19 protein-coding genes are annotated in these 23,938 nt (G+C 64.0%); 5 read left to right on the top strand and 14 right to left on the bottom strand.

The window, feature by feature from the left end; all coding sequences use genetic code 11:
• Positions 1 to 4 precede the first annotated feature (4 nt).
• Positions 5 to 1,408, top strand: coding sequence for a mannose-1-phosphate guanylyltransferase/mannose-6-phosphate isomerase (locus AC1DCU_RS17270; protein ID WP_033830285.1), 1,404 nt, complete (start codon positions 5 to 7; stop codon positions 1,406 to 1,408).
• 124 nt (positions 1,409 to 1,532) lie between these two features.
• Here AC1DCU_RS17270 and AC1DCU_RS17265 read toward each other — a convergent pair whose 3' ends face one another.
• On the bottom strand, positions 1,533 to 3,413 hold the full coding sequence (locus tag AC1DCU_RS17265; protein WP_442251687.1) for an acyltransferase family protein: 1,881 nt from the start codon (positions 3,411 to 3,413) through the stop codon (positions 1,533 to 1,535).
• Positions 3,414 to 3,649: 236 nt separating this feature from the next.
• On the opposite strand from AC1DCU_RS17265, the gene AC1DCU_RS17260 reads away from it, so the two are divergent.
• From AC1DCU_RS17260 to AC1DCU_RS17245, 4 genes are read left to right on the top strand one after another with little or no spacing between them, the layout of a single operon-like run.
• Positions 3,650 to 4,339, top strand: a complete 690-nt coding sequence (locus AC1DCU_RS17260) for an NAD-dependent epimerase/dehydratase family protein (RefSeq protein WP_099782741.1) — start codon at positions 3,650 to 3,652, stop codon at positions 4,337 to 4,339.
• Positions 4,332 to 5,267, top strand: a complete 936-nt coding sequence (locus AC1DCU_RS17255; protein WP_160170323.1) for a glycosyltransferase family 2 protein — start codon at positions 4,332 to 4,334, stop codon at positions 5,265 to 5,267. The genes AC1DCU_RS17260 and AC1DCU_RS17255 overlap by 8 nt, the downstream gene beginning before the upstream one ends.
• A 28-nt stretch (positions 5,268 to 5,295) precedes the next feature.
• Positions 5,296 to 5,997 (top strand): class I SAM-dependent methyltransferase, encoded by a 702-nt coding sequence (locus tag AC1DCU_RS17250; protein WP_033830282.1) that lies wholly within the window; start codon positions 5,296 to 5,298, stop codon positions 5,995 to 5,997.
• A gap of 28 nt (positions 5,998 to 6,025) precedes the next feature.
• A complete protein-coding gene (locus AC1DCU_RS17245) occupies positions 6,026 to 6,403 on the top strand; it encodes a GtrA family protein (protein ID WP_051501545.1) in 378 nt (125 codons plus the stop codon).
• Positions 6,404 to 6,487: 84 nt separating this feature from the next.
• Here AC1DCU_RS17245 and AC1DCU_RS17240 read toward each other — a convergent pair whose 3' ends face one another.
• The 13 genes from AC1DCU_RS17240 to AC1DCU_RS17180 form a co-directional block, all read right to left on the bottom strand.
• The gene (locus AC1DCU_RS17240) at positions 6,488 to 8,593 is read right to left on the bottom strand and encodes a hypothetical protein (RefSeq protein ID WP_033830281.1); all 2,106 of its coding nucleotides are present in this window, start codon (positions 8,591 to 8,593) and stop codon (positions 6,488 to 6,490) included.
• Between the two features lie 36 nt (positions 8,594 to 8,629).
• Positions 8,630 to 9,520, bottom strand: a complete 891-nt coding sequence (locus AC1DCU_RS17235) for an NAD-dependent epimerase/dehydratase family protein (protein WP_282280424.1) — start codon at positions 9,518 to 9,520, stop codon at positions 8,630 to 8,632.
• A complete protein-coding gene (gene gmd, locus AC1DCU_RS17230) occupies positions 9,504 to 10,538 on the bottom strand; it encodes a GDP-mannose 4,6-dehydratase (protein ID WP_033830280.1) in 1,035 nt (344 codons plus the stop codon). Before gmd ends, AC1DCU_RS17235 begins: the two co-directional genes overlap by 17 nt.
• A gap of 47 nt (positions 10,539 to 10,585) precedes the next feature.
• Positions 10,586 to 14,218 carry a glycosyltransferase gene (locus AC1DCU_RS17225; protein ID WP_442251686.1) on the bottom strand — a complete coding sequence of 1,211 codons (3,633 nt, stop codon included), beginning with the start codon at positions 14,216 to 14,218 and terminating at the stop codon, positions 10,586 to 10,588.
• Positions 14,215 to 15,582 (bottom strand): FkbM family methyltransferase, encoded by a 1,368-nt coding sequence (locus AC1DCU_RS17220; protein ID WP_238492787.1) that lies wholly within the window; start codon positions 15,580 to 15,582, stop codon positions 14,215 to 14,217. Before AC1DCU_RS17220 ends, AC1DCU_RS17225 begins: the two co-directional genes overlap by 4 nt.
• 41 nt (positions 15,583 to 15,623) lie before the next feature.
• Positions 15,624 to 16,907 (bottom strand): ABC transporter ATP-binding protein, encoded by a 1,284-nt coding sequence (locus tag AC1DCU_RS17215; RefSeq protein WP_312965114.1) that lies wholly within the window; start codon positions 16,905 to 16,907, stop codon positions 15,624 to 15,626.
• Positions 16,904 to 17,698, bottom strand: a complete 795-nt coding sequence (locus AC1DCU_RS17210; protein WP_180831582.1) for an ABC transporter permease — start codon at positions 17,696 to 17,698, stop codon at positions 16,904 to 16,906. The genes AC1DCU_RS17215 and AC1DCU_RS17210 overlap by 4 nt, the downstream gene beginning before the upstream one ends.
• A complete protein-coding gene (locus tag AC1DCU_RS17205) occupies positions 17,695 to 19,086 on the bottom strand; it encodes a glycosyltransferase (protein WP_442251685.1) in 1,392 nt (463 codons plus the stop codon). Before AC1DCU_RS17205 ends, AC1DCU_RS17210 begins: the two co-directional genes overlap by 4 nt.
• 17 nt (positions 19,087 to 19,103) lie before the next feature.
• Entirely contained in the window at positions 19,104 to 20,279 is a 1,176-nt protein-coding gene (locus AC1DCU_RS17200; RefSeq protein WP_033830275.1) for a cystathionine gamma-synthase, read from the bottom strand.
• 123 nt (positions 20,280 to 20,402) lie between these two features.
• Positions 20,403 to 21,773 carry a pyridoxal-phosphate dependent enzyme gene (locus AC1DCU_RS17195; protein WP_025878454.1) on the bottom strand — a complete coding sequence of 457 codons (1,371 nt, stop codon included), beginning with the start codon at positions 21,771 to 21,773 and terminating at the stop codon, positions 20,403 to 20,405.
• A gap of 352 nt (positions 21,774 to 22,125) precedes the next feature.
• A complete protein-coding gene (locus tag AC1DCU_RS17190) occupies positions 22,126 to 22,362 on the bottom strand; it encodes an HP1242/YdcH family protein (protein WP_025878453.1) in 237 nt (78 codons plus the stop codon).
• Positions 22,363 to 22,685: 323 nt separating this feature from the next.
• Positions 22,686 to 23,570, bottom strand: coding sequence for an OmpA family protein (locus AC1DCU_RS17185; RefSeq protein WP_025878452.1), 885 nt, complete (start codon positions 23,568 to 23,570; stop codon positions 22,686 to 22,688).
• Positions 23,567 to 23,932 carry a DUF4398 domain-containing protein gene (locus AC1DCU_RS17180; protein WP_025878451.1) on the bottom strand — a complete coding sequence of 122 codons (366 nt, stop codon included), beginning with the start codon at positions 23,930 to 23,932 and terminating at the stop codon, positions 23,567 to 23,569. Before AC1DCU_RS17180 ends, AC1DCU_RS17185 begins: the two co-directional genes overlap by 4 nt.
• Between the last annotated feature and the right edge of the window lie 6 nt (positions 23,933 to 23,938).

Raw genomic sequence — 23,938 nt, 5'->3', positions numbered from 1 at the left:
CACCATGACTCCAATCGTTCCCGTCATTCTTTCCGGCGGCTCCGGCACGCGCTTGTGGCCGCTGTCGCGCGAGGCATACCCGAAGCAGTTCCTGCCGCTGGTCGGCGATGACACGATGCTGCAGGCCACCTGGAAGCGCGTCGCATCGATCGCCGGTGCTGCGCCGATCGTGGTCGCCAACCAGGAACACCGTTTCATGGCTGCCGAACAGCTGCGCGAGTGCAAGGTCCTGCCGCAGGCGCTGATCCTGGAGCCGGTGGGTCGCAATACCGCTCCGGCCATTGCCATCGCCGCCCTGCAGGCGCTGGCCGGTGGCAATGATGCGTTGCTGCTGGTGCTGCCCTCCGACCATGTCGTGCGCAACGAAGCAGCCTTCCATGCAGCCGTGAAACAGGCCGCGGTTGCCGCTGAAGCCGGCAAGCTGGTGACCTTCGGCATCGTGCCGACTGCTGCGGAAACCGGCTATGGCTACATCAAGGCTGCCATCGGCGAAGGCGTACGCGCGGTCGACCGGTTCGTGGAGAAGCCCGACCAGGCCACTGCCGAGAAGTACGTCGCCTCAGGCGAGTACTACTGGAACAGCGGCATGTTCCTGTTCAAGGCCTCGCGTTACCTGAAGGAGCTGGAGACCCTGCAGCCGGCGATCCTGGCGGCCTGCCGCGCCGCGCTCGACAAGGCCGCCCGCGACAACGATTTCATCCGCCTGGATGCGGAAGCCTTCGCCGCCAGCCCGAACGATTCCATCGACTATGCGGTGATGGAAAAGACCGCCGATGCCGCCGTGGTCCCGCTGGATGCCGGATGGAACGACGTGGGCTCCTGGTCGGCACTGTGGGAGGTGTCCGACAAGGACGCCGACGGCAATGCCTGCCACGGCGACGTGATCGCGCTGGACTGCAAGGACAGCTATGCCTACGGAAACCGCCTGATCGCGATGGTCGGCCTGCAGGACGTGGTTGTGGTGGAAACCGATGACGCCGTGTTTGTCGGTCACAAGGACCGCGTGCAGGACGTCAAGGAGATCGTTGGCCAGATCAAGCGCGATGGGCGCAGCGAAGCCGCCGCGCACCGCAAGGTCTACCGCCCGTGGGGCGCCTATGACTCCATCGACAATGGCGCCCGGTTCCAGGTCAAGCGGATCACCGTCAAACCGGGTGCGACCCTGAGCCTGCAGATGCACCACCACCGTGCCGAGCACTGGATCGTGGTCAGCGGCACGGCCGAAGTGACCCGTGGCGATGAGGTCATCCTGTTGTCGGAGAACCAGAGCACTTACATCCCTCTGGGTGTGACCCATCGCCTGAAGAACCCGGGCAAGCTGCCGCTGGAACTGATCGAAGTGCAGTCGGGCAGCTATCTGGGCGAGGACGACATCGTTCGGTTCGAGGACAGTTACGGCAGGGCGTGACCCGCTCTTCATTCATGGAGGCGGCCCGACGTGGCCCCCTCCTGTAGACAAGCAACGGGACGGCGACTGCCGTCCCGTTCTACATTCGCAGGCTGAAAACCACTCTGCACAGGCGCGCGCGCAATCAGTCCAGAATCACAGGTACCAGCAGCGCGGCGTACTGCACTGAGCCCTCTGGCGTCAGGTGCGCGATATCGTAATAGAGCGGATGATCATGCTCGTCCAGCAGCGGGCAGCGGCCCTGCACGCAGGCCCGGTCCATCACGGAAATGAACGTGGCATCGGTGCGCCCCTTGAAATGAGCCTTCATCATGGCTTCGGGGCCCGAGATCCAGTTGGGATCCAGATCAGTGCTTGAGTAGCGCGGATCAGCACCGGCACGCATCTTGTCTGCCACGACCAGTGGTACGCGCTGCTTGAACATCGGGGATATGCCCAACACGACGACCCGTATGTCGGCGGCGCGAAGGGCAGCGATGGACTTGTCCAAGGCAGACATCCAGGCCGGATCGGCATACCAGAGCGCAGAAAGGATCACTACATCCGGCTTCTCATCGACCAGACGCTGCAGGGCGAAATCATTGAACGCCTTGCAGTGCGGACGCTCGCCAATTTCCACGCCTACCAACGGGGGGCAGGCTGAGGCGGTCAGGGCGCCGATCTCGTAGCCCTTTGCTGCAAATGCGGGCTGGAAACCTTTCAGGAAATGGATCGCATGGCTGTCGCCCCACAGCATCGCGCGGCGCTGCCCTTTGCCGGGAATGCAGCCGGAAACATCGGCCTGGTCAGGAGACTGGTCCGGATCCAGGAAACAGGTCCGTGAGCGGTAGTCGACCGAAGGATCGTAATCCAGCGAGGCCAGGACTTGCGCGACGTGTGCGTCCTGGGATCCCGGGAAACCCTTCTCCTTGACCACCACCATGCCAGCGGAAACGACCACCAGCATCGACAGCGCGGAAGTAGCCAGCACCTTGCCATTGCGCCAGGACGGCTTCGCATTGCGCAGCTTCTGCTCCACCAGCTCGAAGTTGAGGTGGGCAAGCAGCAATGAGACTGCCGCCAACACGGGAACCCAGGCCATGGAGACCGAATCGGGCCAGAATCGATGCGCGAACACGATCACTGGCCAATGCACCAGATAGAGCGAATAAGAACGCTTCCCTACCCATACCATTCCCCGGGAGGACAGCAGGCGACCGACCTGGCCATGTCCATGCGCCATGATCAGCATCGCTGCACCCGCACAGGGCAGCAGTGCAGCAAAACCCGGAAAATGCGTGCCCTTGTCGAAGCCGTACATGGCTGTGACGATGGCCGCCAACCCAACCCAGGACAAAAACCCGGCAAGGCGTCGGGCGGGTGTCCATGCAACCGGCACCAATGCGATCAGGGCACCGGTCAACAACTCGAACGCCCGGAACGGCAGCAGGTAGAACGCGCCTGAGGGATTCACCGCCAGGGCCCACGCGCAGGTGAGCAGGGATGCAAGGAAGAGGACGCCCAGCAGGCCGGTAAACAGCTTGCGTCCAATCCGGGTCAGCAGCAATGCCAATAGCGGGAACAGGATGTAGAACTGCTCTTCGATGCCCAGCGACCACAGGTGCAGCAGGGGGATTTCATCGGCCGCCGGCGAGAAATAATTCAGCGTGGCGTAGAAATAGAAGTTGGCCGAGAACAGGATGGACGCGATCGCAGACTGTGCGTACTGCACGCGCTCGCTTGGGTAGAGCACCAGCATCGCGACCACCGAGGTCGCCAGCACGACCGAAAGCAGCGCCGGAAGGATCCGTCGGGCACGGCGAACGTAGAATCGAGCAATGGAGAAGCTGCCAGCCTCCATTTCCCCGTAGATGATCCGGGAGATCAGGAAGCCGGAAATCACGAAGAATACGTCTACACCCACGTATCCCCCCGGCACCAGCCGAGGGTCCAGGTGATACAACAGCACGCCAAGGACGGCGATGGCCCGAAGCCCATCGATATCAGCCCTGTACTTGAGGCCCATCTCCTCGTCCTGCCGACTTGCGGCGTCGTAAATGGCCCGAATTATGCCGTTAATCGCACGCTCCAGGCCAGCCGCCGCTGAGGACGGCGACCGGGCCTGCCTAGCATTGGTGTCGGGTCAACGAATACACTGTCGGCGGGTCTGTCCCTGCAGCCCTCCCCTTGGCAACGAAGGCACCTTCCCGATGAGCATTTCTGCTGGCCGCGACCTCCGTAAGTGGCGAGACGCACGCTGAGATGATCGTAGGTAGAGGACTGCTTGCCGAGGCCTTCCGTGCACGCTATCAGGATGACGAATCGGTCATCATCCTTGCGTCCGGAGTATCCAATTCATCTGAGACGGATGAGGGTGAATTCGAGCGCGAGAATGAGCTCCTGAAAGCGAATCTGCTGCGTGATCACACCCGGTTCGTGTACTTCAGCAGTTGCGTCGTGGGCTTCGACCATCTGCCGCCGTCCCCCTATGTCCGGCACAAGGCCCGCATGGAAGCCTTGGTACTCGACCGACCGGGGGGATTCGTATTCAGGTTGCCACAGGTCGTGGGCAGGACGTCCAATCCCAACACGCTGACCAACTACCTCGCCTCCCACATCATCGACGGGCTGGATTTCACGATCTACGACGGCGCCGAGCGCAACCTTGTGGATATCGACGACATCGCGCTGATCGTGCCGGAGCTGCTTGCGGACCCGGCCAACGAGCGGCGTTCCACGGTCATCGCAGCCCGCCACCCGGTGGCTGTGACAAAGCTCGTATCCATGTTGGAGGAACTGCTCGGCAAGCGTGGACGCGCACGCATCGTTCCCCGCAGAGAAGCCTTCCAGGTCGATGCTACCGCCGCCTGGAAGGTTGCCGACCGTCTCGGCCTTGGCCTGGACGCAGGTGACCACTACGCCCGCAAGGTGCTGCAGAAATACTATGGTTGAAATCTCTCCTCCCGAAGTCTCCGTGGTAGTGCCGGTCTACGGCGGCGTAGCGGCCCTGCCTGAGCTGTGCCAGCGTGTCGGCGCCTGCCTGGGGTTGGCCAATATCAGCTACGAGGTCATCCTCGTCGACGACAGGGGCGACGTGAATGCCTGGCGTGCGATCCAGTCGATCACTGCCGTTGATCCTCACGTCAAGGGAATCAGGCTGTCGCGCAATTTCGGCCAGCATGCCGCCACGCTTTGCGGCATCTCGCACGCACGCGGCGCGGCGGTGGTCACGATGGATGATGACCTGGAGCATCCGCCGGAAAGCATCCCGGCAATGCTCGCCGCCTGCAACGATGAGACGCCGCTGGTCTACGGCGTGTTCCCGGCACGTACGCATGCCTGGTACCGGAACATAAGCTCCGAGCTGATGCGGCGCACGCTCAAGGTATCGTTCCCGGACCTCAACGACAGCTATACCTCGTTCCGCTGCATTGACAGGACACTGGCCGAGCAGTTGAGTGCGTTCGACCTGAGCAAGCCCTACCTGGACGGCATGTTGTCCTGGCTGACGGCCAGTGTGGCGACGGTCTCCGTTGAACATGGCGCGCGCCGCCATGGTGAGAGCGCATATACGCTGCGCAAGCTGATTTCCCACGCGATGAACATCTTCATCACGTTCTCCCATCTTCCGCTGAGAATGGCCTCTTACTTCGGTACTGCCATCGCTGCCATCAGCTTTGCCTACCTCACCTACATCGTTATCGCCCACCTGACCGGAACCATCCGCAACCCAGGCTATGCGTCGCTGATGTCGGTCGTACTGTTCACCTGTGGTGTGCAGCTGGTGATCCTGGGCGTGGTTGGCGAGTACATCGGGCGCCTGATGGGCGTCGCGAACAAGAAGCCGGCTTTCGCGGTGCAATCCATTTCCAAGGCGTAGTGCTTTCGAGCGCCGAGAGAGAAGAGCCATGAACAACAACGAGCAACCCGAGTTCGATCGCTACGCGGCCCAGTACCGCGATCTGCACAATGCGAGCATCACCGCCAGCGGGGAGGAGTCGGAGTACTTCGCCGAGTACAAAGCGAACGTCGCTGCACGCGAGCTCGGCGAAGATGCCCGCAAGGCCATCAAGGTGCTGGATTTCGGCACAGGCATCGGCGGGTCGATTGCCCCGCTGCGGCGCGCCCTTCCCAAGGCCGAACTGCATGGCGCAGACATCTCTTCGGAGAGCGTTGCCATGGCCCAGCAGCGCCATGGTGATCTGGCGTCGTTCAAGGTCATAGTCGACAACGCCCTGCCCTATCCGGACGCCACGTTCGACATCGTGTTCGTGGCGTGCGTGTACCACCACATCCCGGTGGACCAGCGCGAGCACTGGACAGCCGAGATCCGTCGCGTACTCAAGCCTGGCGGGCATTTCCTGGTGTTCGAACACAACATGCTGAATCCGCTGACCATGAAGGTCGTGCGCGACTGCGAATTCGACGAGGACGCGATCCTGCTGCCGCGCAATGAGCTGCTCGGCCTGGTGGGCAGGCAGTCTTTCCGGACGATCAAGGCGCGATACATCGTCTTTTTCCCGAAGGCCCTGTCGTTCCTTCGCGCGACCGAACGCTCACTGGGCTGGCTGCCGCTGGGCGCTCAGTACTACGTCCACGCGCGCGCCTGATTGCCTGCCCTGCCTCGCTGACCGCCCCGTGCTGGAACTCGCCAAATTCATCGCTGCCCGCGTCGCCAGCACGGTTGCCAGCTATCTGATCTACCTGGTGCTCCTGCACTGGATGGGCTATGCACTTGCCTACTTCATCGCGTACCTCGCAGGCATTGGTCTGTCATATGTGGTGAACGCGATGATGGTGTTCAAGCAGCCTATGACACGGCGCTCGGCCCTGCTGTTCCCTTTGATCTACGTGGTCCAGTTCCTGCTCGGCATGCTGATCCTGCGGCTGTGCATCGAGAAACTGGACACGCCGGAATGGCTGGGCATGGCAATCAGCATCGTGCTGACGCTGCCATTGGCCTTCGGTCTGTCGCGCTGGGCGATGCGGGCGCCGAAACCGCCCGGACATCTTTGATACCGCACGAAGGCGGGAGCCGACTCGGCGGCCATTTTTCCCCTTCTGCGTGACGGCCTGCTTGAACAGGCCGTCGCAGTCCCATCAGTCCAGTGCCTTCGCCGCCGTCACCGGCTGAAGTGTGATCGATCGCAGCGTCATGGCACTCGCGCCATTGCTGAAGACCCGCACTTCGACCCCCTGCACGGCCTCCGCGGCAGTGAGCCGAAGGCTGACAGGGGCGGCGGTCGGGCCGGCTATGGGGGTCTTGGCAAGCACTGTAGCTCCCATGTTGCCGACCACGTCGATGTAACCCACCTCCCCCGTCGACGGGGCAGACACGTCGACGTCGACACGGTAGTCGCCTGCCGGCAGCGTCACGTAGGGGCCATAGTGAAGGAAGCCCGTTTCCCCCGCGTCGGCCGCAAGCTGCAGGCGCCCCTCGATCTTGTCCAGTCGGCCGATCTGGTGCTGGGACCGCGTCCCCAAGGGGTCGCTGATGGCGCGCTCGCTGGAGCTGTCCACGTCCCAGTTGGGCAGGGTCGAGGCGAGATTTTCCTTGAAGACCAGCACCACGAAGTCACCGGCAGGGAACTCTTCAAGAGGTGCGCCGGTAAAGGTGAAGGCCGTGTCCCGATCCAGTTGGGCTGCCTCTTCCTTGCTCAGCAGCAGGAAACTCTTCCCGGTCCAGGTCTGCGGTCGGAACCAGCTTCGCGATGCAAGGTGCAACCGGGGTATGGGCAGCCCACGGTCGAATTCGATCTGGCGGACACGGACATCCCCGCCACTGAGGATCGTGATGACACCCGAGTTCCAGTAGGTACCGTAGCCGTACTGCAGACCGTGGGCCTTGAGCACGTCCATTGCCTGCACATGGTGCGACGGCGGGGTGCCACGATACAGGCGGGAGAATGAGTTCCCGGGGTAGACCAGGCTGCTCGCCAGCACCAGCGCGATGCACCAGGACGCCACGCCGGTCGGGGTGCGCAGGCCCTGTGACTCTGCATGGCCCAGCACCAGCACGAGGCCCAGCACAAGCGAGGGCAGCATGTAGCGTGCGCTCATGACCGGCCCCGTCATGTCCGGCGTGGTCGTGGTGACCTGCAGGAAGATGAACAGGCACAGCCCACTGGCAGTGAAGGCAGCAAGCATGCGCGCGCCTGGGCGGGCATCACGCAGGAACCCACAGCAGACCGACGGCAGGAGCACCAGCATGGCCAGTACTGACAGCAGGCGCAGCGCTTCGTAGGCTCCCCACGGGGACATCACCGACCTGCCCGCCGTCGGCAACGCCCCGAACACACCCAGGATGCCTTCGAGCGTGAACCATAGGTTGTCCTTGAACGAAGCAAGGCTGAGCCAGCGCGCCGAACCCGCGCCGTCGGCGCTATGCGCCTGTGCCAGCGAGACCACATGCAGGATCGTTCCGACCAGTGCAGCACCGAAAAGCATGACGCCCAGGATGATCAGGCGCCGCGCGTCACCCGTCAGCTTCCAGCGTCGAGCACCCGGATGCCAAGTGAATAGGTCACCGCGTGCCATTGCCCAGGCCAGCAGTGCAGCCAGCATCGGTGCAATGTCATAGGCAGCAGCGCGCTGCGGATTGCCCCAGAAGGCGAGGATGCCCAGCACCACCAATGCGACGGCCCAGATCACCGATGCCCGGCGGCTTGTCGCCTCCAGCCAACGCCAACTGAAGTAGAGCGTGAACACGGCAACGTAGAGCACGTTGCCGTAAGAAACCTGACCAAACAGGTTCTCTGCCATCACCCAGGACACGCCGCCAGCAAAGATCGTGACCGTAAGCAGCCGCATCCATGCCGAGCGCATCACCATCCCAGAGGCACACCACAGCGAGATGAGCACGATTGCCGAAGAGATCAGGCCAGAAACCGCGTGCAAGGTGTAGCTGTTCTTGAAGAAAGGCAAAAACGGGATGATGAAGATCTGCCCGAACAGCACCCACAGGTCGCCATTCACGTAGTTCCAGTCGGACGGGAAGTACGAACCCTGTCGGACTACCTCACCCGCCAACAGGCTTTTGAAGGCCGAATCAGTGTTGAACTCGGGGATATACCCCCTGAACAGGTAGTACACCAGCGCAGCAAGGCTGACCAGGAACAGCCCTACCAGCAGGCCCCGACCCGCGCGGATCGCGACCGCGATCGCATCGGCCACGACATCCTGGCCAGGTTCATTGCGTTTGTGCATCGTTGCTTTCCCTTTCCCCATGACGGCAGCACGCCATCATGCGTTGTCGTACATCCAGTGCAGCGTTTCGCGCAGGGTGCGCTGTTCGACCGTTCCCACCGCCTGTTGCAGGCGTGCGGGGTTTCCCACCAGCGTGCGCACTTCGTTGGCACGGACGAAGGCCGGGTTGACGACGATCTCGGGCGAATGTCCGGCGATCTCCCGCATCATGCCAATCACGTCCATCAAGGTGTGCTCTATGCCGGAGCAGAGGTTGAAGACCTCGCCAACACCCTGCAGCGCAGCCAGCCGGACATAGGCATCGGCCACGTTGCGCACGTCGTTGAAGTCCCGGGAGACATCGAGGTTCCCCAGCTCCAACCGTGCCTCGCGGCGCTTGAAGTGTCCGACGATCTTGGGGATCAGGAAGCGATCGGCCTGGCCCACGCCGGTGTAATTGAAGGGACGGACCACGGTCAGCGGCAAGGCATCGGCAAACTGGCGCGCCATCAGTTCCATGGCGTACTTGCTCACCGCATAGTCGTTTACCGGGGCGGCTGCCGCGGTTTCGTCCAGGATGCCTTCGGTGTTGCCGTAGATGTTCGCGCTACTGGCCAGGACTACATGCGAAGGACGATGAGCCGCTGCTGCCAGCGCCTCCAGCAGATTGCGCGTACCGACGATGTTGACGCGGTAGATTTCTTCGGCGTCACCGTGGGCCACGAACGAAATCGCAGCCAGATGGACCACGATGTCGGCCTGGGCGGCGGCCACCGCCTGCTGCAGCGACGTCTTGTCCAGCAGGTCGACCGCGCCGCCGTCGGCACGCGCAAGCGGCAGCACGCTGCAGCCGGCATCGGCGAATGCCTGCACGACATAGCGACCGGTGAAGCCGGTCGCCCCCGTCACCAGGACGCGCTTTCCCTGCAGGTCAGAAGGAGAAGCCACGCTCGTTCCTCTTCAGGTCGGCCTCGACCATCATCTGGCACAGCTGTTCCAGCGAGGTCTGCGGCTTCCAGCCCAGGATGCGCTCGGCCTTCTCCGGGTTGCCGATCAGCAGATCAACCTCGGCCGGGCGATGGAACTTGGCATTGATGCGCATCACGGTTTTGCCGCTGGCGGTGTCGATCGCAACTTCGTCGATGTCCTTGCCCTTGAACTCGACATCGATTCCGGCGCCCTTGAAGGCCATGCTGACGAAGTCACGCACGGTTTCGGTACGGTTGGTGGCCAGCACGAACGTATCGGGCTGATCGGCCTGCAGCATGCGCCACATGCCTTCCACGTATTCTTTGGCAAAGCCCCAGTCACGCTTGGCGTCCAGATTGCCCAGTTCCAGGCAATCCAGCAGGCCGAGCTTGATCTTGGCAACGGAGTCGGTGATTTTGCGCGTGACGAACTCACGCCCGCGCAACGGGCTTTCATGATTGAACAGGATGCCGCTGGAACCGAAGATGCCGTAGCTTTCGCGGTAATTCACCGTGATCCAGTGCGCGTACAGCTTGGCGACGCCGTACGGACTGCGCGGATAGAACGGGGTTTCCTCGATCTGCGGAATCGCCTGGACCTTGCCGAACATTTCCGACGTCGAGGCCTGGTAGAAGCGGATCTTCGGATTGATCAGGCGGATTGCCTCCAGCAGGTGCAGCGCGCCCACACCGGTAATCTGCGCAGTCGTGGTCGGCTGCTCGAAGCTGACGCCGACGAAACTCTGTGCGGCGAGGTTGTAGATCTCGTCCGGCTGGATCTTCTGCACCATCGAAATGGTGGTACCCAGGTCCGTCAGGTCGTACTCGACCAGCTCGAGATTGGGGTGGTTGGTAACCCCGACTTCATCCAATCGCCAGAAATTGACCGAGCTGGTCCGGCGGTAGGTGCCATAGACCTTGTAGCCCTTGTCCAGCAGCAGTTCGGTCAGATAGGCGCCGTCCTGACCCGTGATACCGGTGATGATTGCCTTTTTCATGTCGTTTTATTCTTCAACCAGATAGGGGGAATGATATCCGCAAGGGATCAGGTCGCTGGCTGGGCCAGCTGACGGGTAATGTGCTCCAGCCGTTTGGCCAGAATCGGATAGCGGTGCTCGGCGCGCCAACGCGCTGCGTTGCGTTGCACAGCCTGGGCCGATTCGCCATGGGACGCGAGCGAGGCGTGCAGGGCCATCAGGCCCTTGGCCAGGTCGGCCGGCGTGGTGCCGGGCATGCGGTGCACGATATCGCCGACGTCGTCGAAGATCGGAATCGGGGTGACCGCGACCGGGCGCCCAGCCGCCAGGCCGTAGCGGACCGCGCCGCTGGCCGACTCACCGGTGCCCTGGTATGGAAACACCACAACGTCGGCCTCCTGCAGCAGCGCCAGACTGTCCTGGTCACGCAGGAAGTCCGTCACCATGCGGACGTGCCCCTGAAGGCGGAGCCCGCGGATGCGCTGTTCGGCCTTGCGGATCTGGTCCAGCGACACGGTATCGGGGTACTCCGCGTTGACCATCGTCAGGCGGACGTCCAGGCCCTTGTCGCGGATGATCGCCACCGCCTCGATCAACTCCTGCAGCCCCTTGTGTGGCAGGAAGAAGCCATACGAGGCGATATGCAAGGACCGACCCGTATCTCGTTCCGGAATCGCGGGCGCGTCCATGATCCCGTGCGGGAACAGGGCCGTGTTGCGTTCCACGCCCAGGGCTTTGAGCCGGTTGAGGTCGGCGATCGAGTGCACCAGCACGCGGTCGCAGCCGGCCAGCGCCGGTGCCAGCATGTGCAGCTGCTTGGCCATGTTCTCCGCAGCGTCGACGGTGGCATGCAGCAGCGCCACCACTACCCGACCGGCGCGCTTCTGCGCTTCAAGGAAACGGGCGAAGTGCGGGAAGTCGAAGAATGCGTACTGGAACTGGATCACGATGGCCTGCAGCTGCAGGCGGTCGATCTCACGCGACAGCCGCGACAGGTCATCGCCCGAACCACGGGTCCAGCAGCGCACGACCTCTGCACCGTCGTCGAACGTGCGGTCGCTGTCATCAGCCGCAAGAATGGCCACCGGTTCGCTCAGCCCGGCAACCAGGTTGCTGGAGTAGGTGGCAATGCCACAGCGCGTGTTCCAGGTGGTCACCCACCCGGTGCGCAGCGCCGGAACGGAGCCGGTACGTGCGAACTGCCGCACGTCGTGCTCCAGCTTTTCGGCCACATCGGACCACTTGAAGCGCTCCATCAGCAGCTGCCGCGCGGCCCCGGTCCGCGCCTTGAGGGCCGCAGGGTCCGCACGGTGGACCTCACGCAGCGCCGCTGCCAGCGAATCGACGTCCGGCTCGGCCCATACGGAGTTGAAGAGCTTGAAATGGGTGTCGGCTGCGACGAACGAGTAATCGACCAGCCAGGCGGTCTGCGGGGTGCAGAAGTCGAGCTGACCGCCCCACGCGGTGGTGATCACCGGCAAGCCCATCAACATCGCCTCGGCCATGGGCAGGCCGAAGCCTTCGGCCCGGCTGGGAGCGACCAGAGCGTGGCAGCTGGCGTACAGCTGCTTCAACTCGGCATCGCTGATGTCCCCCTCGATGATGATCACCTCGGGGAAATCGGGGTGGTCGCGCGAGGCGTCGGCCAGCCAGCGCTGGACCTCGTTGTGCGGATTGGCGAAGGTCTTGATGATCAGGCTGACATCATCGCTGCCGCTGAACGCCTGGCCATAGGCCTTCAGCAGCGCGTCCACGCCCTTGCGCGGGAAGCAGGATGACACGTGCAGGAAACGATGCGACTTGCCGGGAACCGGATAGTGCCGCGCCGCTTCGATGCGTTCCCAGTGGTCCACGCCATTCCAGCAAACGGCAAGCGGGATCGCTGCGCCGTTGTCGATCATGACCTTGCGTACGTGGCCGGAGACGCACGAGAGTCCCTGCAGGTTGTCATTGAAATCATCCATCCAGGCCTGCGGGAAACCACTTTCTTCCCACGGGTACAGATGCAGGGTGTTGACGCGCGACTGCATGTCCGCCACGCGCGGTGGGTACAGCAGCCGGCTGGTGACGTCGGCCTGCGCAGCCGGCAGCGCCGGCTCGCCGGCATGCAGGCGGGCAACACTGGGATTGGCTTCCAGGAAGGCCGGGGACGCGGCGAAATCGCCCGGGCCTTCGGTGGAATGCAGCACGACATGATGGCCCCTTTCGGCCAGCGCCTCGGCCAGGCTGCGATTGACCAACGCCAGGCTGTAGCTGCTGTCGAACGGCCCTTCCACGCGCCAGGACAACTGGGCGGGAAGCTCACCACCACGGGCGATGGCCAGGTTGGCCTGCATGGCCGAGGAGATTGCCGGTGCTGCGACGTGCAGATCGGCATCGGACGGCCCTATCGGCGCATCGATGGCCCCGATGGCGGCGATCAGATCGCGGTAGTTCTGCTCCACCGCCTGGCCACTGGCGGGCCAGCTGCGCGCGCGCGCGGGACGGGCGGCAACCACCGATTCGAACGCGGTCAGCGCGGTCACTGCGGTCACGTCCCAGGAGAAGCGCGCGGCTTGCTGGGGCGCGTGCTCACGCAGGGAGGCAATGAAGTCAGTGTCCTGCAGGGCACGGCGCATGCACGCCGACATCTGTGCGACGTCCATGGGATCGAACAGGGCATCGGCGCGACCGATGACCTCCGGAACACTGGTGGTACCCGAGCCGATCGTCGGCGTGCCACAGGCCATCGCTTCCAGCGCCGGCAGCCCGAAACCCTCGTGGAGGGACGGGAACACGTACAGGCTGGCCGCGCTGTACAGCAGGATCAGCTCGTCGTCGGTGATGTAACCGGTGTAGACGACCCGGTCGGAAATGCCCAGCTGCGAGGCCAGGACATTGAAACGGATCATGTCCGCTTCATGGATCTTGCCGGCAATCACCAGACGGTGGTTGGCAAGCACTGCGTCACCCAGCATGGCGAACGCCTGCAGGAGGCGCTCGGCGTTCTTGCGCGGCTCCATGGCGCCGCTATACATGACATAGCCGCCCCGGATGCCGAAACGCGAGATCAGCCGTTCGCGTTCCACGTCGCCGATCGGAAGCGGCTTGAAGTGCGGCGAGATCGCCGAGGACATGTTGACGATGCGGGCCGGATCCAGATCGAGTGCCTGGATGGCTTCGTCGCGGGCGTGACCGGAAATGGAAAGCAGCAACGGCGACCGCTTCAGGTGCTCGATCTTGTCCATGTACCATGCCCGGCCCCAACCCGAACCCAGGTACTTTTCCGGATTGAGCAGGGGAATCAGGTCGTACAGGGTCATGGCCGCAGGCAGCACACCCGGCAGCCGGCCGATGGAGGTGACCGCGCCGCCCTGGGCACCTTCGAACAGGCTGGAGACATGCACGATGTCCGGCTGTAGACCGGCCAGGGCCGATTCCCACATCAGCTCGGACGCGCGACGGCGCCAGACGTTGCTGTCATCGGTCCAGCTCACCGCACGGTAAGTGTCAAAGACACGAATCCGCTCCGGCGGCAACAGGCCGTCGAAACCGGCGCGGATCTCGTCGATGCCTTCGGGGAAGGCACCGTTGACGGCCACCCAGATCTCGTGGTCTCCCGCATTGCGGGCCATGCCCTGCGCCAGTGACATCGAATAGCGCCCGATGCCGCGGAAGCGGCTTTCGGTCTGGGCACCCTGTAGATCGATTACTACTCTCATCGTGCGACTCCCTGTCCGCAGGCTGCGCGCAGATCGGCGAGCACCTGCTCGGCGCGCTTGTCCATCATGGAACCCGTCACCTCGCGCTCGGGGCCGCCGATCGCCTGCGGCGGCGGACGCACGGCATCGAACATCTGCTCGTGCTGCGCAATGGTGTGCAGGCGGTTGTAGACGAAGGGAATGCGCTTGAGAATCGGCTTGAGGATTTCACGCAGGCCCGGAATGGCGAACACCACCCGCAGCGCCATGGTCGCCACCGGCCGCATCAGGCGCTTGGCGCTCATTACCACCCCGCCAGACATCCGGCGACGGACGGCACGCAGCGGACGGGTGATCTGCCAGGACCGGCTGGCTTCCATCTCACGCAACTGGGCGCGCAGCGCCTCGGCTTCGATCCACCACCGGTTGGCCTCTATCCGCTGCTTTCCGAGCTCGCCCTTCATCGATTCGATTTCGGCACGCGACATGGAAGTCGCCGCTTCCATCATGCGCTGGTGTTCGTTCAGCGTGCGATGCTGGGCCTGCACCATCGCATTGATGGCGGTGGCATGTTCGGCCTGCAGGCGCTCCACATCCTCGCGGCGGACCAGCACTTCCTGCCGCATCGCCTCCGCCTCGGCCTCTGCCTCTTCCACCTGCGCGTCGCGCTGGGCGATCTGGTCGTTCATGTGAACTTCCAGCGCATGGTAGGCCAGGTTCATTTCGGCGCAGAACACGGACGACGAGCTGAGGCTGAAGTCATCAAAGACGTTGGGACCGCAGTTGAACGCGTCCATCAGCTCCGGGTGTTCCTGACTGACGTAGAACCGGTTCAGCCCATCGAAGTAGGCGAACGCGTAGCCCTTTGCCAGCACGGCTGGCTCCCACTCCAAGTGGGTCTGCTCGGTACTCAGCGGGCGCGTGCTTTCAATGACCACCACCCATGGCCGCTTGGTCGAGGTGGACCAGCCGTCCACCACCCGCGCCTCCGCTCCCTCGACGTCGATCTTCAGCCAGTGGATGTCAGCATCGGGAATCTGCTCAAGCACGGCATCCAGCGTGATCGCCGGAACCCGGATTTCGCCGACCTGGAAGCCCGCTTCGCGATGCTCCGCTGCGATCGCCTCGTCCATGGTGCTCAGGCCGGTTTCCAGGATGTCGAAAAAGCGGAGAATGCCAGGCTTGTCCGACACCGCCACCTGCAGCACCACCTCATCAGGGCGCCGTTCGCGCAACTGGCCTGCGTAGGCCGGGGTCGGCTCGACATGGACGCCGTTCCAACCGTGTTCGTGGAACAGGCGGCTGACCGAATCCACGTCCGGACTCTGCGCACCGACATCGACATAACGTCCGCCCTGAACATGCGAAAGCGCACGCCAGAGCATGACGTCTTCAAAGTTCTGCGCGTAGGAAATCAACTTCTCCATTACTTCTCCGCTGTCGTGTTCGATGCATCCAATGCTCCGGCCGCGTTGCCGGTGAAGCGCTCCACGGCGAAGGTGCCGTCCAGCCAGTTCGAGCCGATGAACAAGGGCAGGCCCGCATTCATGACATCAAACACAATCAGGTTGTCCACCCATTCGAAATTGTCCACCAGGTGGGTCTCGGTACTGACCAGCGCCGGCGACACCGAATAGGACCCGGGCCCGAGGCGGCAGGTGAAGTCCAGTGAGAACACCACGCGTTCGCCCTGCTGCACGTCCTTCTGGACCTGCTGGGCGTGCCAGGTGTTACTGCCCCACACGACATGCCCTTGCTTGTCGCGGAGCATGAATCCGAGCACGAGGCTGGGAATGTCCGAGAGCACCTCCGCCTCCAGTACCAGACGCAGCTTCTGTCCCACTGTGGCCAGAGCGACATCCGCTCCGGTGGCCGCATCGACCAGCCGCAGACTGCCGACCCGCGCCTGCCCGGTGCCACTGCGCGTAGTCACCCAGCCGGACTTGCCACGGCTTTGTTCCACCGCCAGCAGCTCGTTTTCCTTCCTCGCGATCAGCGCGTTGTAGTAGTCGATCACCTCATCAGGCTGACCATCCTTCAGTACCGTGCCCTTGTCCAGCAGAATGGCGCGGTCGCAGAGGGCCTTGACGTCGCCCAGGCTATGCGAGACCAGCATGATCGAGGTGCCTTCCTCACGGAAGCGACGCATGCGATCGAAGCTCTTGTGCTGGAAGTAGCTGTCGCCCACCGACAATGCCTCGTCGACGATCAGCAGGTCCGGCGTAAACGCGGTAGCCACGGCAAAGGCAACACGCACCTGCATGCCGCTGGAATAGGTGCGCACCGGCTGGTCGAAGTACTCGCCCACCTCGGCAAAAGCCTCGATTCCCGGCATCGCGTCTTCGATCTGGTCCTGCGTGTACCCCATCAGCCCGGCCGAATGGAAAGCGTTCTGACGGCCGGTCAGGTCCGGGTTGAAGCCCATTCCCAGTTCCAGGATCGCCGCGACCCGTCCGGTACGTGTCACCCGCCCTTCGGTGGGTTGTGCGGTGCCGGTGATCAGCTTCAGCAGGGTACTTTTGCCGGCGCCATTCTGGCCGATAACGCCCACCGCTTCGCCAGGGGCGATGGTGAACGAGACATTGCGCAGGACCCAGTTCTCTTCACGCGGGCGGGTGGGCAGGCCGAACCAGCTGGCTGCGCGCATCCATTCGCTGCCCCAGACACGGTACGCCTTGCCGACGCCCTCAACACGCATCTCACCACTCATAGCGCATCCACCATTTCAGGGCTTGCACGACGGAACACAACAAGCGACGCCACGGCCAGTATCAGCGAGGCGCCCACCAACCAGGCCAGCGCGCTCCACAAGGGCGGCTGGTCGTACAGCAGAACGTTCTGGTAACTGCTCACCAGCGGATACAGCGGATTCATCATGAACAGGTGCTGCACATTTTCGGGCAGGATGCGGATGTTGTAGACGATGGGGGTCAGCCAGAACAGTGCCTGCAGAACCACCGGCACCACCTGCCCGATATCGCGCATGAACACGTTGAGCACGCCCAGCAGCAGGCCGATGGACATGGCGAACAGCAGCGTGATCATGATCAACACCGGCAGCCACATCGCTTCGGGGCCAGGGTAGTGACCCAGCACGGCAAATACGGCGAAGATGGCCAGCAACAGCAGTATGTTGTTGACCAGCATCGTGCCAGCGGCGATGAACGGCAGGCAGATCCGTGGGAAGGCCATCTTCTTCATCAGGTTTCCGCTGTCCACGAACAACGAAACGCACTTGCCGATTGTCTCGGCGAACATGCTCCAGCACAGCGTGCCGGCCATCAGATAAAGCGCGTAGGCATACTTGTTATCGATGCCCGGCAGCTTGGCCGACAGCACCTCGGACAGGATGGTTGCGAAGATCACCACCTGCATCAGCGGGTGGATGATCATCCACAGCGCGCCCAGCTTGCTGCGAATGAAGCGTAGCCTCAGCTCGTTCTTGATCGAGGAAAGGATGAAGTATCGGTAGGCCCACACGGACCGGATCATGTCTTTCATTGCATGCCTCGTACTTCGTTGTCCTGTTGACGCGCTGTGCCGTGCACCGAGGTGGTGCGGAGCTCCTTCAGGCGTTCGATGATGCGGGCTGCCGCCACCGGGGCGGACAGGATTGCTTCCACATGCTGGCGGCCAGCACTACCCAGTGCAGCGGCGGCGGCGGGGTCGTCGGCCAGGCGGCGCATCAACGCGGCCGCCTGGGCCACGTCGGCGTCGGCCCAGCGCTGCCCTTCTCCACCGGGATACTCGCCTTCGCCCACCGCCACCAGGGAGAAGCCCACCAGCGCAGCAGACGCGGCATCCATGAATTCCATATTGCCCGACCAGCCCGTGGCGATGACCGGCTTGCCAATGGCCATGCACTCGGCCAGGCCCATTCCGAAGCCTTCGGCGCGATGCAGCGACACGTAGGCATCGCAGCAGCGCTGCAGGGCATTGAGATGCGCGCGGTCGATCACATCGTCGCGGATGATGATGCGGTCATCGCCTTCTGCCAATTCAAAGATGCGCTTGATCCAATGTGGAAAGCGGTAGCCGTTGCTGCTCTTGACCAACAGGCGGACATCGCGACGCTCCGGCGGGAAGGCCGCGCGGAACGCACGGATTGCCGCCTCAGGATTCTTGCGCTCCATGCGTGAGCTGAAATCAAACGTGACCAGGAAGATGAAGGCTGTTTCCGGCAGACCGAAATCGGCGCGCTGCAGCCCGCTGTCCTCGATCGTGCCAAGCGGCATCGGGATGCGCAGCACCGGCTTGTCAGTGACTTTCCTCACGGCCTGTTCGACAAAAGCGCTGGCTACGAGGATCTCGTCCACGTGGGACAACGCTGGCAACCAACTGTCAGGAATGGTCTCCAACTCCCAGAACCAACAGGCAATCAGGTAGCGCCCCTGCAGGCGCGCCCGGCCGATGTCCTGCAGTGCGCGTTCCAGATAATCCGGATTGACGAAAATGATGCTGACCGGATGCGGCACGTCATTGTCGATGTAGGCATCCAGCGCGCGGTCATCCCAGCCGTGCGGGAGGTCCAGGTCGATGTCGCGCAGGGCCACCGGCACCCGATTGTCGATCAGCGCGCGGGCATAGCTGCGTGCGGCCTCGGCCAGGCCGAACTGACCGTGGATGTACCCGAGGATATTCACGCCCGGAAGCGCTGTGTCGGCTGGCACGCACGACGTCGGCGAGGTCGGACGCGGCTGCCACCCGTGCCAGGCAGCAGTGCGCGGGAAGCGCGTGCGCGCGCGGATACGCCGTGTCAGCAGCTGCAACGCGCCTTCCCGCCATGCACGTGGCAGGGCACGGTATGCAGATCGCAACAGCGATTGCCCCCGCACCCAGGCCAGCAGACGAACCTGCAGGGAGGGGCGTGAATTTTCGACAGAAGGCATCTCTGGCAGGGCCGTATTCAGACCGCCAGCGCCTGTTCCAGATCCACCTGCAGATCCCCCAGGTCCTCAACGCCCACGCTCAGCCTTACCAGTGCATCACTGATGCCCAGCTGCTCGCGGCGTGCCACCGGGATCGACGCATGGGTCATCACCGCCGGGTGGTTCACCAGGCTTTCCACCCCGCCCAGCGACTCGGCCAGGGTGAACAGTTCGGTCTTCTCGCAGAAGCGCTTGGCCGCGTCGAAACCGCCCTTCAGCACGATCGAGACGATGCCGCCGTAGCCGGCCATCTGCTTGCCCGCCAGCTCATGCTGCGGGTGCGAGGCCAGGCCCGGGTAGATCACCTTCTCCACCGCCGGGTGCTTTTCAAGCCACTGTGCGAGCGCCATCGCGTTGGCGCAGTGCGCCTTCATGCGCAGCGGCAGGGTCTTCAGACCGCGCAGGGCCAGGAAGCTGTCGAACGGGCCCTGCACGCCACCGATGGAGTTCTGCAGGAAGGCCATCTGCTCGGCCAGTTCGGCGTTGTCGCCGACCACGACCATGCCACCGACCATGTCCGAATGGCCGTTGAGGTACTTGGTGGCCGAATGCAGCACCAGGTCCGCCCCCAGCTCCAGCGGACGCTGCAGCATCGGCGAGGCGAAGGTGTTGTCGACCACTACGATCAGGCCATGGCGCTTGGCGATGGCGGCGACCGCGGCGATGTCCACGATCTTCAGCATCGGATTGGTCGGGGTCTCGATCCAGACCATCTTGGTCTTCGGCGTGATCGCCGCTTCGAAGGCGGCCAGATCGGTCAGGTCGACGAAGCTGAAGTCCAGCGCAGCGGTGCGGCGACGCACGCGCTCGAACAGGCGGAAGCTGCCGCCATAGATGTCGTCCATCGCCACCACGTGGCTGCCGGCATCCAGCAGCTCGATCACGGTGGAGCTGGCGGCCATGCCCGAGGCGAAGGCGAAGCCACGGGTGCCACCTTCCAGCGAGGCCACGCAACGCTCGTAGGCGAAGCGGGTCGGGTTGTGGGTACGCGAGTACTCGAAGCCCTGGTGCTCGCCCGGGCTGGACTGCGCATAGGTCGAGGTGGCGTAGATCGGCGGCATCACCGCGCCGGTGCTCGGGTCGGGCGACTGGCCGCCATGGATGGCCAGGGTGGCCAGCGCCAGCGCGCGGTCCGGGGAAGAAGCGTTGGACATGTCGTTTCCTGATTGGCGCCGATGACCGGCGCCGTCGAAGGAGCGGGAGTCTATCAGCGCGGCCTTAACGAGCTTTGACGCGGATAAACCGGGATTCAGCAGCGATCTGCGGCGATAAACGCCTTACTGAACGCGCCGACGCAGGTAATTCAGCAGGTCGATGCGGGTGATCAGGCCGAGGAAGGTGTCACCGTCCATCACGATGGCCACCTGGCCGCGGTCGAACACCGGCAGCAGCGCCTCGATCGGCGATTTCACATCCAGGCGATCCAGCTTGCTGACCATCGCGGTGGCCACCGGGTCACGGAAGCGTGCTTCGTCGCCGTAGACGTGCAGCAGCACGTCGCTTTCGTCGACGATGCCGACCAGCTGGTCACCGTCCAGCACCGGCAGCTGCGACACGTCATACAGCTTCATGCGCTGATAGGCGGTGGTCAGCAGGTCGTTCGGGCCGATCACGACGGTGTCGCGCTGGCCGTACGGGCGCAGGATCAGGTCGCGCAGGTCACCGTGCTGCGGGCGCTCAAGGAAGCCGTTGTCCAGCATCCAGTAGTCGTTGTACATCTTCGACAGGTACTTGTTGCCGGTGTCGCAGACCAGCACCAGCACCTTCTTCGGCGTGGTCTGCTCCTTGCAGTACTTCAGCGCCGCCGCCAGCAGGGTGCCGGTCGAGGAGCCACCGAGGATGCCCTCCTTGCCCAGCAGCTCACGCGCGGTATGGAAGCTCTCCGCATCGGTGATGGCGTAGGCCTTCTTCACACGGCTGAAATCGGAGATCGAGGGCAGGAAATCCTCGCCGATGCCTTCCACCAGCCAGCTGCCCGACTTGTCGTTGAGCACGCCGTCGTTGATGTACTCGGCCAGGATGGAGCCGACCGGGTCGGCCAGCACCAGCTCGGTCTTCGGCGACAGCGTGGCGAAGGCGCGCGAGAGGCCGGTCATGGTGCCGGAGCTGCCGCAGCCGAACACGATGGCATCCAGATCGCCATCCATCTGCTCGAGGATCTCCGGGCCGGTGCCGAATTCATGCGCGGCCGGGTTGTCCGGGTTGCCGAACTGGTTGACGAAGTAGGCGCCTGGGGTCTGCTCGGCGATGGTCTTGGCCAGGTCCTGGTAGTACTCCGGGTGGCCCTTGGCCACGTCCGAGCGGGTCAGGCGCACTTCGGCACCCATCGCCTTCAGGTTGAAGATCTTTTCCCGGCTCATCTTGTCCGGGACCACCAGGATCAGCTTGTAGCCCTTCTGCTGGGCCACCAGCGCCAGGCCCAGGCCGGTATTGCCGGCGGTGCCTTCCACCAGGGTGGCGCCGGGCTTCAGGTCGCCGCGCTTCTCTGCCGCTTCGATCATCGACAGGCCGATGCGATCCTTGATCGATCCGCCCGGGTTGGCGCTTTCGAGCTTCAGGTAGAGCTCGCAGACGCCAGCATCCAGGCGCTGGGCCTTGACGATAGGGGTCTGGCCGATGAGTTCGAGGACGGAAGAATGGATGGGCATTCGGGGGACTTCGGTTCGCGCCACACAGGGCCGGACCGGTGATTATCCGATGGATGGCGACGAAAGTCAGGAGCCGTTTCTATAGCGCCGGGCCATGCCCGGCGGGAGGCGTGCTGACCCACGGTCGGCACCCACCAGCTCGGCTGGCAGCCCAAGGGGATGCGGACGGCCCCGGATCGACGAGGAGACCGGTACCGCCCGCATCGGGGGACGTGCCTGCGGGCCAAGGCACCACCGCGTGTGGTGCCTTGGCGCGACGCCTGCGTTCAGCGGCGCCGCGTTGCCAGGTCAGGAGAGCCTGGCAGGGCCATCGATGGCCAGGTCATGCCATTCCGGGCACGACAGGGGTGCGTCAATGCGTGGGGGACGAGGTTGCGAGCGGTGTTTCGTACATTCGCAGAAGGCGTTGCTTGGCCAGCAGCTTCTCGCGCTTCATTCGACCCAGGGTGACATCATCGATCGGGAGTACACCCAACTCCGCATCCATGCACTTCTTGTTCAACTTGCGGTGCTGGTCATGGAGTGCCCGGAACTCCGGATCGCGCGCGCGACGGGCGTCGATCTCGCTCTGGGGCTGATCTTCAAACATGATGGACCTCCTTCGACAGATACACGAACGCCCCGGCCGCAAGGCACGGGGCGTTGTTCATGGAGGAGTGCCGGTCGATGCCCACATGGGTGCCCACAACGACGTGCGGCACTGGCCTGCGCACTTCGATCTGCTGCGGTTCGCGCCCTGCTTGCATCGGCCCGGCCCTCCCATCGTCCGGTCCGCGTTATTGCGTCCCGGACAATTGACCCTACGCTTGCTCTGGACGGGGTTCAAGCCCCTGCGGCAAAAAGACCGAACCCCGCCGAGGCGGGGTTCAGGCTGAATACTCAACACAACGAAAAACAAACAATATCAATCAATTACGGCGCGATGACGACCTCGGCCGAGCGGGCCCGGGTGGAGGCGGCCTTCTTCCCAGCAACCTGGATACGGCTGCTGGCGACACCGGCCGACACCAGCGCGTCGCGCAGTGCCTCGGCGCGCTTCTGGCCGACGCCATTGGCGCTGTCATAGGCTTCGATGCGGATCCTGCCCTTCTTGCCGATGTTCACGTACTCGGCCAGGGCCTTGGCCTGGTTGCGGGCGCCACCGGACAGGCTCGAGGCCCCGGCCGCAAACGCGTCACCGGCAAAGGTGAAGACCTCGCCGCGGCCATCGAACTTCGAGCCCGGCAGTTTCTGCCCGGACACCAGCTCGGCTTCCTCACGGGCCAGCTTGGCCGCGTTCTGCTGGGCCGAGCTGAGGCGCTGCTGCTGCTTGCCGGCCACGCTGGTCAGGGCGTTCTCGGCATCCTGGCGGGCCAGGGTCTCGGCCTCGGCCGCCTGGCGCAGGCGTTCGGCCTCTTCTGCCTGCATCTGCGCCTGCATGCGCAGCTGTTCGGCCTCCTGGCGGGCGCGGGCGGCATCGCGGCGGCTGGCCTCGATCAGCAGGTCGCCGCGGGTGCGCTCCAGGCGGTCGACCTCGCGCGCGGCCAGCGCAGCCCGCACGGCGGTCTCGGCGATCTCGACCCGGCGCTCGGCCAGGTAGGTGGCCAGCTCCTGGTCACGGCGCTTGGCCTTTTCCAGGGTGGCGATGGCCTGCTGCGCCTGCATGCGCTCGAAGGCGCCCAGTTCGGCGGTGTCCGGATTGGCCTGGATCGCCATCAGGCGCTGGCTCAGCTGGCCCACCATCGGGTTGTCAGCGGCCAGTGCCAGCGTCGGCAGGGCCAGCAGCGTAGCCAGGGTCAGCGCGGAAATCGTCTTCATCGGCGGTCCTCCCCGGTCGACAACTGGCGCTGCAGCTGGTTGACCTCGTTGCGGCGCAGCTGCAGCTGTGCGGTCGCCGTGGCTTCCTCGCTGCGGGCACGGGCCAGATCGGCGTCAACGGTGGCACGCAGGGCCAGCGCCGGTGCGTTCTTGCGCTCGCGGCGGTCGCCGGCGGCACGCTGGGCCTGCTCCAGCCCCTGGCGGGCCAACCCGATCAGGTCCGGGGCGTACTGGTCGGCGTCGGCCTGGGTGGCCTTGTCCACCGCCTGCCGGGCCTGGGCCAGTTCCAACGCGCCATCCTGCGCCCAGGCGGGAGCAGAGAGTGCGAATGCAAACGCCATCACATACAGGCTGTGGCGCATTCGTGC

The organism is Stenotrophomonas sp. 10L48, from assembly GCF_056395105.1.
The sequence above is the reverse complement of the archived record's forward strand: the minus strand, read 5'-3'. Positions and strand labels throughout refer to the sequence as shown.